The following is a 14,477-nucleotide window of genomic DNA, read 5'->3' as shown; positions in this document are numbered from 1 at the left end:
TCGATCCAGTACGACCAGTACGACACCATCAGTCACGTTCCCGGTGGCGCGCTTTGGCTCCCCGGCGCCATCACCTGGCTCAACGACCGTTTCAACGGGAATCCGGCGCCGAACAACTGCTCGAACATCGCACCGGGCAATTCACTGGCACCGGAAGAACACGCGGCGAGTTGAACAATTTCTCGCATCACGCGAAATGGCACCAAATCTTCTATCGTGCCAAGGCCAGAATAGCGAATTCGCAATCGGACACGATCTGCACGCCACATAAAAGAGGAGGCCCTCTACATGAGTGACGCATCGAGCCCCGAGGAAAGAAGCGATAAAATATTTAGCCAGAAGCGCGCGAAGGAAACTCGTGAGCGAATCATCATCGGCGCAGCAACCGTTTTCGAAACCTCCGGATATGCAGCGACCAGTATCAACGAAATCATCGATGCTGGAACAAGCACCAAAGGCGCTCTCTATTATCACTTTCCGACAAAATCGAGCGTCGCTTGCGAGATTGCTGAGCGCTGGGCAGAAGCCACATATGAACTTGAACAGCAGATTTGGAGTACCGCAAATTCGCCACTTGATCAATTATATATCCTCAGCCGTTCGCTCACGCATCTCGGCACACACAGCCCACTGTACCGAGCTGGGCTTAAACTCAGCACCGAAGTGGAACTCGATACAACTCCGAGGCTCTATTATGAGTGGGAGAAACGCATCGAAAATATCTTCGATGACGCGATAACAGCCGGGCAAATTCGCAAATCCACATCCGCGAGACTCCTCGCGTCTAATTATTGCGCAATGCTTATCGGGCTTTTTCATTCTCCGCACACGCGTCACACGAATGATTTATCGGTTGAAAACCAGTTTGAAGATTTTCTCCAGACTATAATTCTTGGGAAAACTAGGTAAAATTCTCTAAGCTGTCCGAAACCCTGTCACACGTCGAATCAAATGAGAAAACACCTCACGAAAAGACTCTAACGCGGAACGGTTCGAGATTCAATGCAGGAAGTACGGGCGCTGGTGACGCGATTCCTGCGCCAAGCGGCGGACGGCAATCCCCCACCTATTGTGTTCATTCGAACCAGTTTACGCCTCGACTGCAGCCCGCATCGTCTCGCTGGCATCCACACGACCACGCATCCGAACCGGAGCACTAGCGACAGCAATTCCTTGGCCACACCAACCATCACACTTTCCCGTCCGGGCGCACAACTACTCGGCTCTAACCTATCGGCGCTAGCCAGCAGACAAATAGATTTCACCTTGATCGATGACACATCGAAAATGGAGACAAATGAAACGCGCAACTGCCCGTAACACGCACCACCCGCGTGTAAAAGCGTTGGGGATTTTTCGTGGCATACGGTGGAATGCTGCCGTGCTTGCCTCTCTCGTTGCCATTGGGGCGATTGCGCTACCTGCTAGTGCCGAACCGCTAGGCCCTGGCGAAAGCAGCAGCGATCCGGCAATTGCCTATATACCTTCCGATTATCCGTTCGGTGCGGACAGTTCGGTGCGGGCACTCAATATCGAAACCGGAGAAGTTGAGCAGAAGTTCCCGGTTGGTCCCGGACCGCTCGTCGTCAAGGAGTCGTTCGATCACAGCAAGCTCTACGTTTCGAGTCTGGGCGTCGGGTTGCGTAATGACGGCCGCGGTTTGCAGGCTGAATCCGCGTTGTCGATTATCGACAAGGAGACCGGCAACGTCAGGAAAGTGCAAACTCTGGGGCCACCGTTCGCAGTCATTCAGCTATCGGCCGACGGCAGAAATCTTTACATTCCTACTGCGGCGTCGGTCGTCCAAGTTCTTGACACAACAACCGATACGGTTGTTCGCACTATTCCCACTCTTCTACCTCCAACAGTCGTACATATAGAAGTTTCGCCGGACGAGAAATTCCTCTATACATATACCGGTACCGGAATTATCACCAAGTATGATATGCAGTCTGGCCAACCCGTGGGGGCGCAGCTCACCCTGGGGCCTGGCGGGTGGGGTACGCAAAGTCGCGACGGGCGCTATATCTACGCAGTCAATCTTCTTGGTTCAGTTGCAGAAATAGATACCACCTCATTCACGATCAGCAAAACCTTCAAGCTTTCGACGTTTGAAGTCCCTGTATCCGGAACCCTAACGCCAGATGGCACACAGCTGTGGCTGGCAAACTATGCTGCGCAAAATATTGAGGTGTTCGACACGAAGACCGGTTTGATTTTGCAAACCATCAAAACAAAAGGATCTCCGTCCTATGTATCATTCTCAAAATCGAATGACGACATCTTCTATGCAACTATCGCAGACTATGGACTTGGCGACCCTGGTGCGGCGCCGAACATCCCCGCGAAAGGCTACTTGGAGATTTACGACAAATCTACCTTCGAGCAGATCAAGCGAATATACATCGATCGCATTGGTCCAGGTGCGGGAATTTTCCCCTGATTGGTCCACTCCCATTCCGCGTTAGCGAAATAGCAGAAAAAGATCGCTGGCTGATGCGGGACTGTGGTAGAGGGCCGGTCCTCAGCGCGAGAAAGCGAGTTGCGACACCACCGTTCTCAACCAAGTAGGACCAGCCCTGTGACACATCATAATGCTCCACTGACTGTCGAGGGACGGCGGCGACTCGTCGAAAGCCGTCGCCGTCTACCGTTTCGCCGCACACGTCACGCCCGCGAGCATCGCGCACGCACGCTGCCGAACTCGCCCGGTAGCGCATGTCTCTGCTGAGATCTCGGCAATGCGCCTCGAAGTAAGTCACCCGTCACCGCAAGTACGGTGACCTGGGACCACAGGACCGATTCCGGCGCACCAGCGACCGCCACAGCGGCGGGGATCGTGGCCGAGATCGATTCCATGGCGACGGACCCGGACATAGTCACCCTCACGGATCACGTTCGAACTGCTCACCGATGCGATCGTTATTGCCCTCCGGGCAGCCGACGCCGCCATACACGTCGCGCGGATTCCGGTGAAATCCTGCGGAATTTTGGATCGCACCGCTGCCTTTCATCGACCCGAACGGCGAGAACAGTCGCAACCCAGGTCATTATCGCCAAACAACCAGGCCAGATGGTCCACAATGATGTGAGGAAAGTCGGAAAGATCCCGGACGGCGGCGGATTGGCGTGCCCACAGCCGCGGACTCCGCACAGATCAAACGATCACAACGGCGCAAGATCCGGGCGAAGCAAGCCCGAATCGGCTCCACCTATCTGCCACTCGCGATGCACGGGAAGCAGCCACCTGGCGTGCGCTGTGTCCAGCGGCAACGAAACCGCTGCAGCAGCCATCGACTTCATGAAAACGCACGATTGTTCTTCGCCGCACAGGGAATCACCCACATCGCACAGGTAATCACTGACTACGGATCATCCTACCGGTCTGCAGATTTCACGTTCTCACTCCGCGAATCGCAGCACTACCGCATCACAAGTCGTACGCCTCGAAACACGACGGGAAAGACAAACGCCGCAGCCGTACTCTCGCTGAAGACCTGCTCTACTACCGCGAGGAGCAACGGCATATCGGGGTATCCCGATATGGCCCGACCAGCCAGATATAAAGGGACTGTTTATTATTCGGCGTTTCGGCGCTACACGCTGAGTGCATGCTCAGTGAGGGAGGTGCCGTGATGACGACACGGGAAGATGTGACGAAGAAATAGGGCGAGCATCCCCACGGAAGCTGCGGCGGCCGCCGAGTTGATCAGGTTGGCGAAGGAAATAGGTCCTGTCGTTGACCAGGCCGGACGGCTTGCTTAAACAGTTCACCAAAACCGTCCTGGAAGCCGTTTGGACTGGCAGGTCGCGAGCCGGCCGATCTACGCCGCGATCGGCGTAAGCCTCGACAGCCAGCTTGACGTGCTCCGACTTGGCCATCAACAGGCGGCGAGGGCACCCAATTTTGGATGTCCGCCCTGGTAGATTTCGGAATCGGGGCACTCGGGGCGTGTTCTCCTGGTCTACGACGCATCGAAAGGGTTCTCGGACGTCGTCGAGCGCGCGTGGCCGGCTGCCGTAGTCCAGAGGTGTTGGATCCATTTTATCCGAAATGCGTTTCGGCAGAACCGTTTTTGCATCAAACACGATCTCAAAACGATCCTTCGCGGCACCGACCGAGGGCGCCGCTCGGGCTGCGTTCGACGACTCCACCGAATGGTGGGGTGGGAGATATCCGGAGACCATCTAGCTGTGAACTATTGCCCGGCAGGAATTCACACGTTCCTCGACTACGACATCGACATACGTCGAGTCCTGTGTTCCACCAACGCGTTCTTGTCCCACAACGCCCGATACTGTCGGGCCGTGAGGGCACGCGGCCATTTCCTAACGAGCCCGCCGCACTCAAATGCCTCTATTCGGTGACGCGTTCTCTAGACCCGACGGGCAAGGCTCAGACCTCATGGATTATGAGGCGCAAGTCCGCTCGGAAGGCATTTACGATCACGTTCGCCGATCGTTGGCCGTTGTCGGCAGCTTACTAATGGCATTGGGCCGAAACACCTTGGCGAGATAGACCCGACATGACGAATTGATCGGAGTCCCGTGTGGTTGTCGAGTGTAGGTATGTCAGATTGATCATCCGGGGTAGACGCCTGCAACGAGTGCACCCTTGATGGTGGTCGAGTCGATGACTGTTCCACTTGCGGTGTCGTAGGACGCCAGCGATGTTTCCAGACCGATGAGGTTGGCGGCGTATGCGTTTGCCAGAGCCGCCTGGCCACCCCCGGGGACGAATCCCAAGTACAGTTGCGCGGGCAGGCCGGAGGATCCGTCCACCAGGCTCACATAGGCTTTGGCGCCGTCGGAGGAGAAGCCGACGTATACCGGTGCCTGGTCGGTGGTGATGGTTTGGACGATGTCACCGGTGGCGGTGTCGAAGACCAAGATCTCGTTGTTCATGTAGTTGCACATCCACAGGCGGGTGCCGTCGGGTGTGAGTGTGGCCGAGAGTGGTCCGGCCGCGATCGGCATCTGCTGCACTTTCGTCACTTGCCAGGTGCGGGTGTCGATGGTGGTCAAGCCGGAAATGTAGTTTACGGCGTACATCGTGTTTCCGTCCACGCTCAATGCGCCCCAGCCTGGAAAGAAGCCGTCGAGGAAGATCGGTGGTGCAAGCATGACGCCGCTGACGGCATCGTATTTGGTTGCTGTCCCGACCGCGGAGAATACGTACACCGCGGTGCCGTCCGGGGAGATTTCGAGGTGGGCGGGCCCGGGCGGCAGCGCGATGGGAAGCGTGCGGATCACTTCGAGGGATTGGGTGTCGATGACCTGCATCACCGACAGTGAAGTGGGGACGAAAAGGAACCGACCGTCGTGGGAGAGCTGCGAGACTGCGTACGCGGCGCCGAAGGTAGGGATTTGTTTGATGACCGTCTGGGATTCGATGTCGATGACCGAGACGTTCCAGTTTGCCGGACCGAAATTTCCGACGAACATCTTCGAATGGTCGGGCAGTGCCTTGATCACCAGGGGGTGGTCACCCACGTTGGGGATGGTGGCCGCCACGTCGAGGGTTTCAGGATCGAACGCGACGACAGATCCGTTTCCGTAGTTCGGCATCCAGATCGCTCCGTCTGCTCCGGTGGTACTGCCTGGAATGGACGGATTCGCTTGCGCGAGGGACGGAGCTGCAAGCACCGCGCCAGCGGTCAGGAGTGCTGCCGTTAGTCGTGTGGCTGTCGAACTGAGCGTGTTTCGGTTGGACATCGAATCATTTCCGTAGGTAGCGCGTAGCAGGCTGCGCTGCGTCGAGGGTGACAGCGTCGGTCAGAACAGCGTCCGTTGCAGTCAGGGGAGATCGGGTAGCCAGGCAGGGATTCCGGGACCCGCGGCGGTGGGGGTGGTGTCGAGGATGTGATCATCGGTGGGGTCGAACGTGATGAGCCGGCCCGGTCCGAGGAATCCAACGGTGATCAAGTTCATGAAGGTGATGCCCTCGCCGATGGGGCCGGGGATGTTGCGTGAAGTGTGACCCGCGTCGGAGATGTATCCGCGGGTGCCGTCGCCGCTGAAGGTCATACCGATGACGTCTCCTTCTGTCGGGATGACGCCGAGGAGTCGCTCGTCGGCGGTGTCGAAGACCATGACACCGTTCTTCCCGAACCGGGTGACATAGAGTTTTTTACCGTCCGGTGAGATCTCGGAGGTGAACGCGCCGGGGTTCATCAGCCCGCCAACACCATTTTCTTCGGTAGCAACGGTTTTCGTCAGTTCCCACTTCTCGACGTCGATGACCCCGATCGAGTTGATCGTATCGGTGTATAGCTTTTTTCCGTCGTGGGTGAAGGAGTACCAGAAGGTGGCGAGGCCACCGCTCCAGATCGGTGGTTTGACGGTCGCGCCCGTAATAGGGTCATAGGCGCCGATCAACCCGCTGCCGAAGCCGACGTACATCAACCCGTCCGGACCTGCCATCGCCCCGGCCGGAATGTCGTTGAAGCGGAGGCGGCGCACGATGGTGTCGGTGGCAACGTCGAGGACCTCGACCACAAAGCCTACTTCCGGGATGTAGATTTCTTTGCCGTCAGCGGAAGTGAAGATTCCCAATGGAACAGATTCGACGGGCAGTGTCCGTGTCGTACCGGTCTTCCTGTCGATGATCGAAATCGAGGGCGCGAGCAAGCTGAAATTGTCTGTGTAGACCTTGCTGCCGTCGGGAGTCTTGGCGAGAACGGCAGGACGCGAAGGGCCGAGGGGTGCATCGATGTCGATCCGCTCGGTGATCGTGTTCGTGGTCGTGTCCATCACGGCGACCGTGTCGTTGTCGACCTCGGGAATGAACAACTGCCCGGCGGGACCGCTATAGGAAGGAGTCGGCGGTGTTGCAGCCACCTCTTCCGCACCAGCAGTCATGGGGGCTGATATGGCAAACGTTGTTGCCAGTGCGAGCGCAGCAGCGGTCGTGCGGCGGCGGGATGAAGCAGACATGTCGTGTCCTCAAATGTTGGTGCTGGTCGGAATGTTGCTCGGCAGCAGGTATTCGTAAGGCTGTGACCTCGACTGATTGCGCCGATTGATCTCGGCTTCGATGGCAGCGAGATCCTTGCGGAAGCGGTGCAACGGGCCGCCGGTCTCGGCAATCCGAGGATCACCGAACGACGGGGGAAATGGGAAGATGTTGGTGCGGTAGTCCCCGAGGGGCCGGTAGTAGATCGTGCCGAGAACATTGAGAAAGTAGAACTGTGCCAGTGAAGTCAGGAGATTCGGCAGCGACTTGATCCAATCCGCTTCCGTGAGCCCGTCAGTGCTCGTCGGCGGCGGGGTTGCGGCGATCCCCGCGGTGTAGGGCGCGTACGTCATAAGGTGGGACTGCGGATAGTTCACGGACGCGTGATAGGCGCTGGCGGTGTAGATGACCATGGTGAGAACTTCGATCAACTGGTCCACCGATGTGATCTCACGGAAACCCTTCATCTTCCCCATCGATGCGGCCTCTACGACCCACGCGGCCAACTCGGTGTCTGCGATCACATCGGCGTCACTGGTGTAGTACACGCGGACGTAGTCGTCCATCCAGTTCTCGATGGCCTCCCAGATCAACAATGCGTCGTCACGGTAGGGGAACTCGCGCAAGGTGCCGGCATCGTCGAGGCCTCTGCGTGCGAAATCCCGGTGCGGCATCCGTTCGTAGAAATCCCAGTTCAACCGGTCCTTGCCGACTGTTTCGACAATGTCGGGTAAAGGGGCGGCGAGGATGATGTCGGCGAACAGATTCGGGGGCATGATGATCGTCGCGGCGAGGAAGTTGACGAAGATGTCGCCCTCGAAGTGGGGGGTCAGCAGCACAGAGAGGGGATGGTTCGGGGCGAACGCGCGGTGGGTAGACAACGCGAAGACTTCCGAGACGAAATGGGCACGTGAGAGGTGTGCCAGCATTTCATGGTGATTGAAATCGGCGGTTTGGACCACCGTTTTCGCCATCTGCCATCCCCAATATTTCTGCTGATCATCGGGTTTGGGCCGGACGAAGATTGGGGCTGTCGCAGGATTCTGGCCGCATTGAATCGCTACCGATTGCAGTTTTCCGCCTCCCGGCGCAATAGCGAAGACCGCGATCGGGGCCGAGTTGTAACCATCGCCGGTGAGTATTTTGTACGTGGCGTGCTCGGGAGCCATCTTGCCCAGCTCGACGTAATCGACGATGAACAAACGCCCTTCAGCGATCGCGGTATCGAGATCGTCGTCGACTCCGAGACCGTCGCGGTACTGCTGGTGTGTCAAGGGGAAATTGTCGGGAAGTGCCCTGTCGACCCGTTCGATGACGTTGGTGTTGAACCCGCCGATGCGAAGGAACGCGAAGAGTTCGTCGTCGTGGAGATTTTCAGCGACGTCGGGGATGGGCATCCCTTGCCACATCGCGTTGTATTGCGCGAGACCGTCTTTCGTTCCGAAACTACCGATGCTCTGGTTCGATTCCAGCAGTGCTTGGACATTGGTTCGGAGATTGCTCAGCACGAGCTGTACTTGCTGGAACAAGTCCATCGCCTCGGCCTGCAGAACGGTCGCCTGAGCCGATTCCTCCGGGGTGGCTGTGACGTACGCGTCTGAGGGGCGATCGCCGAGTTCGTTGTACTTGCCATTTCCCAGCGCGGTGAAGCGCATGTTTGCATCCGCCGACTTCTGCCGTATCGCAAGCAGTTGCTGCTCGGGATCGGCGAGCGTTCCTGTTGCCGCTGCATTGAATTGGGGGATGATGGATCCGATGAGGTTGAGGGCCATCGTCACGACGGTGTCAACGCCGGTGAGAAGCCACTCGATCGTCGGAAAAGAGTCGAGCGGAACGAAATACGCCGCCGGAATCCCGGGAACGAACGGTAGGTCTTCGGTCCACGTATACGCCGATTTCGCCTGTACGAGCGCCGCCTGCCGGCCCCACGGCGCCTGATCGAATTGAGGCAGCAGTGGCACAGGGAGGTCTGCGATCACGGGTGCCGCCACCGCGGTGCCGAAACCGGTCGTACCGGCCATTCCCACAGACGCAATCGGGATCAATGCCGAAAGACTTAGCAGCCGTCGGCGATTCAGATTTCCTTGCATGAAAAAGGCTCCAGGGCGTAGAAGTATTCGGTCGGGCCGCTGCCTCGGGAAGGACCGCCTCGGAAGGGGGGCCGAACCGGGCAAGCAAGGCTAGCGGGTGACCGAAATGGACTGTGATCAAAGAAAAGTCAGAGCGCGGTAACTGTTGCCGTAGTAGCGATCTGCCCTTCGACGATCAGCCAGATTCGTAGTTCCGCATCCACGCGTTGGCGCCGGACAATGACCTGGGACGCGGGAGCTATCGGACGTAGATATTCGATGACAGCGCGGTGAGGGCGACCGCCTAGATCGGGGTGATCGACCAACTCGTCCTCGACGACCGCCCAATAGGCACTGTTGTTCACGTGCTTGAAAGGATCGAAATCGGTGGACCGCAGCACATGCATGCGGTCCGGCATCGAAGATTCGTCTCCGAACGCCTCTGGATCGGCGTGATGCATCGAGCGCCAACGCAACCGGTGCTGATTATTCATCGAGGCCAAACTGTCGAATCCTTCGTCGCTGATCCGCGACGGCACCCCGTTCTCGTTGACGTTGATCCAGAACGCTTCTGTCTCGATCAGCCCGCTCGGTCGAGGAGCAGGATTGAGTCGGTCGGTCTCGTGCTCGGCGGTGAGCCGGACACGCATATTCGCCCACCGGGTGGACAGTGCGGAACACCACCGTTCCAGACGAACTGACGCCGGCCACGAAATCGGTTGCAACACATCGATAACCGTTCGTCGAACCACCCAGAAAGGGTCGGTGGATCCGAACGACGTCGCGGCAAGGTTGTCGTTAGCGACGTCCTGAAGATACCGAGCGACACCGTCGAGCCGAAGCCGCATCGACGGATCGACATCTCCCGCTCGAACTCGATACCCTGCGGCGAAGAACCCCGCATCCGCTGTGCGGCCAGGAAGCGGGTCTATACCGACCCAACTGGAACAATCTGCATCCGCGTTCATCGGGCATCCTCACTGCATGGACGGGAACCGACTGCGCCAACAACGCCGCACTTGCGACTAGCAGGCGCACGATTCTGCGGTAGATCTTGATTGGAAGCTCTTCGGTGGCCGAGTTTGGCGTCCGAAAGCTTGGAGACCTCATAAAAGTAGCTGGGAAGTAATTAGATCCGCAACAAAAAATCGAAGGGAGTGGCACAAATCACCCGAAACTTCCAACCCGGCGGTGCGACATGAAATCTCGTCACCTTCGCGTCAAGTGAAGCAATTATACAGCTACTCACCGTCTTGCGGATTCGTGCCGAGCGCCTGAGGGAATTTCGCCACCCGGCGGAAACGTAAAGAAACGGCCGATCCCACTGGGCGGAGGCCGGCCTCGGAGACCACCCTGTCGTGCACATCTCGTGGCAGGATGCCGCTGCCTACTGCTCCTGGGCAGGTGGAAGGCTTCCGACCGAAGCCGAATGGGAATTCTCCGCACGCGGCGGGCACAAGGGCAGGAGGTATCCCTGGGGTGACGAGCTCACTCCAGATGGTGAGGATCGATGCAATATCTGGCATGGTCGCTTCCCTGAATCCAACACCCTTTCCGACGGGTTCCTGACAACCGCACCGGTATGCTCGTTCCCTGCGAATGATTTCGGTCTTTTCGAAGTCTGCGGCAACGTGTGGGAATGGTGCGCCGACTGGTTCTCACCTTCGTACTACCGCCGTTCGCCCCGACAGAACCCCCTTGGCCCACGAGACGGTRCCTCGCGTGTCACCAGAGGCGGTTCGTACCTGTGCCACCACAGCTACTGCAACCGATACAGGCTCGCCGCTCGCTCAGCGAATACACCTGAATCATCCACGGGCAATTGCGGTTTCCGGATGGTGCGCCAATGACGCAATTAGACCATAGACCAGGAACCAAACGCTGGCGGGGAGTTTCTGCATTCGCCTCGAATTCGTCATCCACATCGATCCGCGGAACAAATCCGGATCTGACGGTATATCGGCTCTACATCGATTTCACAAGCGTGCTCACGAGAATGGGTACGCGGCGACCGCCGGTTATGTTGTTCGCCGAGTCATGCGCTCACGACGGTCGAGATGCATTGTGCCGACACGGTCAGTTTGATCCGTAGCGGGCATGACGGTTCTAGAAACTCGCCAACCTCGAATGGACGTACTTGACTACCGATGTCGAGGCAATAGCCGCCAGGCTCCCCGTAAAGTGTTCAGACTTCGGAGTCCAACTCACGACTCGTAGTTTCATCTGGCCCCTTCCAGCCGAACTCTCACCGACTGAGATCGCTTAGGTGCTGGACCAACTCCACATAGACTTGAAGTTAGACATGGAACTGATCATCACCCCATAAGCAGAAAATTCCGACCGCAGCTGGCCAGTAATTCTCTAATCCGTTGGTAGTGAGCCTGATCCGCGCTTTAGCCTCGCGAATAGGCGAACCCTGCTGGCGTGGATTCGCATCCCATTGGCCTTCCTGGCACTAGGCGTGGCGCTCGACGCACTCGACGACATCGCCGTCGTCGGACACAGTTCATCGTCCGCGTTCTGTTCCGTGACCTTTGGACTGATTTGCGAAATTGGCGGCTTGCGCCGGTGGTGGAGGAATGAGCGAGCACTCAGACGAACACAGGCCCCTACCCGCGCCCTTACGGCCGTGGCTGTGACCGTCATACCGGGAAGCCTGAGGGGACCGCGGTACTACTGCTGACCCTGACCGTCGCAGGAAAGCTCTATTGCATCTCGCCCAAGACCATGGCGCGCAAATCGAACGGACCGCCTTGTCATGGCAACGCACCGTCGCCGCGATTCCGGTTTGCACACTTACCGTTTCACGTACGGTCACACCTCACATTTCGTGGGAATCTGCCGCAGTCATTGCAGCACTCGTCCTACGTGTGGCAGCACTTCTACTTCTCTCCCACCACAGGTATCGCCACATGACCTTTGCGCTGGGAAGCCCTCGGATGTTATCCATCCGAACCCGCCACTGTGCGTGTCGCTAATCGGGGGCAGGTACGGCGAGCCACGGATTGACCGGAAAAGAACCGATTGCCCGACCGTTGGGGTCCCGTAGTGTGGCGCGAACCTGTTATGGCGTAGGGCCGCTGTACGCTCCATGGTTCGTGCGATCTGAGTGTTTCATTGGACGGAAAAGTTCGGTAAGAGTCGTTTCGACCGGCTGCGAGTTTTCGAGTCCACTTATTCACAGTGAGGTCATGAGTTTGACGGCTCCCACAGGTCAGACGAATCGCGTCTCGATCACCGATCACTCTGCGACGCCTACCTGCTCGATGCCTGTGAGGGCCTCAACGGTTACCACTGCTATGGCGCCCGTATCGGCGAGCGGCTACGGGCAACGCACTGTTGACCACTTTCTTCGTATAAAGTTCCTTATCTGCAAATCATTTGTGCGAAAAGTAATTCGAGGGTGAATGTCAACGCTGAAGTGATTCGGCCGGTCTGGTCGCATACGACCTGCACGGTCAAAAAATTCCGGCATTGCACCCTCGGAGCCGTGTGCTATCGACTTACCCGGACCGCGACCTTTAGTCCGTACTCGGCGCTATCGAACCTCGGAGACGGTCCTGTGAGTTGGACAACTGGTTGAGGGTTGACATTCTCCATCATGCTCGCGAGCACCTCCAGATGGCCGGATCGCGTGCGCTGGGAGCATTTTTGCTTGTCGTTGCTACCCACGGATTCACCACTGCCGGACTCTTTCCGATCGCAGGCTCGAAGACTCGATGGCGCCCTCCAGTATTCGACACGTCAGATGTCGTCACCTCCTGTCCACGGCGCCCTGCAGATTGCTGATCATTAGCAGCGTGCCGTTATTTGTATCGAGTAGAACGAACGTATTGCCGGGTCTGAATCGTCGACGCATCCGAAACCTCCACCCCACTCACCTAGTCCGACATCCGTACCTTGGAAACCGACCTGTATTGGCATTTCAGTTGGACATCGACCAGTGGCGTTGCTAGGTTCAAGACCATGTCCAGCCCGAAGGCGTCCAGACTCTAGCCACCGGAGGTAGTCCGGTGGCCACATCCCGTCGCGCCCGAACGTCACGCTCTCGTGTGGCCTTCCCTTGTTGTTTGCGATCAGTGGCACACCTCTACCGTCTGAATTTCGAGTCTGGCCTCGGCTGCGCACATCTCGCACTGTGACGCTGTCAGGTCACCCGCTTCGCGGCTACCAGTTCCTTTCATCGAATCGAGCTTCCGGTGCCGCCGCGCAGCCTCCCTGACCATCCTCAGATTTTATGGAGTCTCGCAGTGCCTTTCGCTATCTACGTCCTCGGGCTTGCTGTCTTCGCCCAGGGCACATCCGAATTCATGTTGTCCGGACTCATACCGGACATGGCCCGTGACCTCGGGGTTTCGGTCCCCGCCGCCGGACTCCTCACCTCCGCCTTCGCGGTCGGGATGATCATCGGCGCTCCGTTGATGGCTATCGCCAGCATGCGGTGGCCCCGGCGACGCGCCCTTCTGACATTCCTCATCACGTTCATGCTGGTCCACGTCATCGGCGCGCTCACCAGCAGCTTCGAGGTCTTGCTGGTCACACGCATCGTGGGAGCCCTCGCCAATGCCGGATTCTTGGCAGTGGCCCTGGGGGCGGCGATGGCGATGGTGCCCGCCGACATGAAAGGGCGCGCCACGTCCGTCCTCCTCGGCGGTGTCACGATCGCATGTGTAGCCGGTGTTCCCGGGGGCGCCTTCCTGGGTGAAATGTGGGGCTGGCGTGCAGCGTTCTGGGCTGTCGTCGTCATCTCCGCCCCTGCAGTGGTGGCGATTATGTTCGCCACCCCGGCCGAGCCGCTTGCAGAGTCCACACCGAATGCCAAGCGTGAACTGTCCTCACTGCGCTCACGCAAGCTCCAGCTCATGCTTGTCCTCGGGGCGCTGATCAACGGCGCAACGTTCTGTTCGTTCACGTACATGGCGCCCACGCTCACCGACATCTCCGGTTTCGACTCCCGTTGGATTCCGTTGCTGCTGGGGCTGTTCGGGCTCGGATCGTTCATCGGTGTCAGCGTCGGAGGCAGGCTCGCCGACACCCGGCCGTTCCAACTGCTCGCTGTCGGGTCCGCAGCACTGTTGACGGGATGGATCGTCTTCGCTCTCACGGCATCCCACCCCGCGGTGACATTGGTGATGCTGTTCGTGCAGGGCGCTTTGTCCTTCGCGGTCGGCTCGACTTTGATCTCCCAGGTGCTCTACGCCGCCGACGCGGCACCGACCTTGGGTGGATCGTTCGCGACGGCCGCGTTCAACGTCGGTGCTGCACTGGGACCGGCGCTCGGCGGGTTGGCGATCGGCATGGGTCTGAGCTACCGCGCCCCGCTCTGGACGAGCGCCGCGCTGGTGACACTCGCGATCGTCATCGGCGCAGCCACCTTGTCTCTGTGGCGGCGACCAGCGTCTGTCCACGAATCTGTCCCCGCCTGACCAGAAACCAGGATCTGTGAGTGCGGT

Annotated in this window: 11 protein-coding genes and 2 pseudogenes; 7 read left to right on the top strand and 6 right to left on the bottom strand. The window is 58.5% G+C overall.

Annotation, left to right across the window (positions count from 1 at the left end; all coding sequences use genetic code 11):
* The first annotated feature begins 288 nt into the window (after positions 1-288).
* Entirely contained in the window at positions 289-909 is a 621-nt protein-coding gene (locus AC1DWA_RS26920; RefSeq protein ID WP_477847799.1) for a TetR family transcriptional regulator, read from the top strand.
* A gap of 388 nt (positions 910-1,297) precedes the next feature.
* Positions 1,298-2,443, top strand: coding sequence for a YncE family protein (locus AC1DWA_RS26915; RefSeq protein WP_477847798.1), 1,146 nt, complete (start codon positions 1,298-1,300; stop codon positions 2,441-2,443).
* A 224-nt stretch (positions 2,444-2,667) separates the two neighbouring features.
* Here AC1DWA_RS26915 and AC1DWA_RS26910 read toward each other — a convergent pair whose 3' ends face one another.
* Together AC1DWA_RS26910 and AC1DWA_RS26905 are read right to left on the bottom strand one after the other, a co-directional pair.
* Entirely contained in the window at positions 2,668-2,877 is a 210-nt protein-coding gene (locus tag AC1DWA_RS26910; protein WP_477847803.1) for a hypothetical protein, read from the bottom strand.
* Positions 2,878-3,165: 288 nt separating this feature from the next.
* On the bottom strand, positions 3,166-3,303 hold the full coding sequence (locus AC1DWA_RS26905; protein ID WP_477847797.1) for a hypothetical protein: 138 nt from the start codon (positions 3,301-3,303) through the stop codon (positions 3,166-3,168).
* Positions 3,304-3,927: 624 nt separating this feature from the next.
* Between AC1DWA_RS26905 and AC1DWA_RS26900 the strand changes: the two genes are divergently transcribed.
* Positions 3,928-4,368: a transposase gene (locus AC1DWA_RS26900; protein WP_477847801.1), complete on the top strand. Its 441-nt coding sequence runs from the start codon at positions 3,928-3,930 to the stop codon at positions 4,366-4,368.
* Positions 4,369-4,581: 213 nt separating this feature from the next.
* On the opposite strand, the gene AC1DWA_RS26895 is transcribed toward AC1DWA_RS26900, so the two are convergent.
* The 4 genes from AC1DWA_RS26895 to AC1DWA_RS26880 form a co-directional block, all read right to left on the bottom strand.
* Positions 4,582-5,715 carry a YncE family protein gene (locus tag AC1DWA_RS26895; protein WP_477847796.1) on the bottom strand — a complete coding sequence of 378 codons (1,134 nt, stop codon included), beginning with the start codon at positions 5,713-5,715 and terminating at the stop codon, positions 4,582-4,584.
* 81 nt (positions 5,716-5,796) lie between these two features.
* Positions 5,797-6,936, bottom strand: coding sequence for a YncE family protein (locus tag AC1DWA_RS26890; protein WP_477847795.1), 1,140 nt, complete (start codon positions 6,934-6,936; stop codon positions 5,797-5,799).
* A gap of 9 nt (positions 6,937-6,945) precedes the next feature.
* Positions 6,946-8,976 carry a lipoxygenase family protein gene (locus AC1DWA_RS26885; protein ID WP_477847794.1) on the bottom strand — a complete coding sequence of 677 codons (2,031 nt, stop codon included), beginning with the start codon at positions 8,974-8,976 and terminating at the stop codon, positions 6,946-6,948.
* Between the two features lie 197 nt (positions 8,977-9,173).
* Positions 9,174-9,992 (bottom strand): acyl-[acyl-carrier-protein] thioesterase, encoded by an 819-nt coding sequence (locus AC1DWA_RS26880; RefSeq protein WP_477847793.1) that lies wholly within the window; start codon positions 9,990-9,992, stop codon positions 9,174-9,176.
* A 354-nt stretch (positions 9,993-10,346) separates the two neighbouring features.
* Here AC1DWA_RS26880 and AC1DWA_RS26875 point away from each other — a divergent pair.
* The 4 genes and pseudogenes from AC1DWA_RS26875 to AC1DWA_RS26860 form a co-directional block, all read left to right on the top strand.
* Positions 10,347-10,874, top strand: a pseudogene (locus AC1DWA_RS26875) (formylglycine-generating enzyme family protein); the annotation flags it as partial.
* A gap of 521 nt (positions 10,875-11,395) precedes the next feature.
* A pseudogene (locus AC1DWA_RS26870) lies at positions 11,396-11,707 on the top strand (YidH family protein); the annotation flags it as partial.
* Positions 11,708-11,732: 25 nt separating this feature from the next.
* Positions 11,733-12,002, top strand: coding sequence for a DUF202 domain-containing protein (locus tag AC1DWA_RS26865; protein WP_477847792.1), 270 nt, complete (start codon positions 11,733-11,735; stop codon positions 12,000-12,002).
* A gap of 1,272 nt (positions 12,003-13,274) precedes the next feature.
* Positions 13,275-14,450 carry a Cmx/CmrA family chloramphenicol efflux MFS transporter gene (locus AC1DWA_RS26860; RefSeq protein ID WP_477847791.1) on the top strand — a complete coding sequence of 392 codons (1,176 nt, stop codon included), beginning with the start codon at positions 13,275-13,277 and terminating at the stop codon, positions 14,448-14,450.
* Positions 14,451-14,477 lie beyond the last annotated feature (27 nt).

This window comes from Rhodococcus sp. P4_F3_2 (assembly GCF_056401335.1).
This window is presented reverse-complemented; position numbering and strand designations above follow the sequence as displayed.

Excerpts from the sequence above, each read along its gene's own strand:
- AC1DWA_RS26920 (WP_477847799.1), top strand. The coding sequence starts at position 289 with ATGAGTGACGCATCGAGCCCCGAGGAAAGAAGCGATAAAATATTTAGC.
- AC1DWA_RS26915 (WP_477847798.1), top strand. The coding sequence starts at position 1,298 with ATGAAACGCGCAACTGCCCGTAACACGCACCACCCGCGTGTAAAAGCG.
- AC1DWA_RS26910 (WP_477847803.1), bottom strand. The coding sequence starts at position 2,877 with ATGTCCGGGTCCGTCGCCATGGAATCGATCTCGGCCACGATCCCCGCC.
- AC1DWA_RS26905 (WP_477847797.1), bottom strand. The coding sequence starts at position 3,303 with ATGAAGTCGATGGCTGCTGCAGCGGTTTCGTTGCCGCTGGACACAGCG.
- AC1DWA_RS26895 (WP_477847796.1), bottom strand. The coding sequence starts at position 5,715 with ATGTCCAACCGAAACACGCTCAGTTCGACAGCCACACGACTAACGGCA.
- AC1DWA_RS26890 (WP_477847795.1), bottom strand. The coding sequence starts at position 6,936 with ATGTCTGCTTCATCCCGCCGCCGCACGACCGCTGCTGCGCTCGCACTG.
- AC1DWA_RS26885 (WP_477847794.1), bottom strand. The coding sequence starts at position 8,976 with ATGGCCGGTACGACCGGTTTCGGCACCGCGGTGGCGGCACCCGTGATC.
- AC1DWA_RS26880 (WP_477847793.1), bottom strand. The coding sequence starts at position 9,992 with ATGAACGCGGATGCAGATTGTTCCAGTTGGGTCGGTATAGACCCGCTT.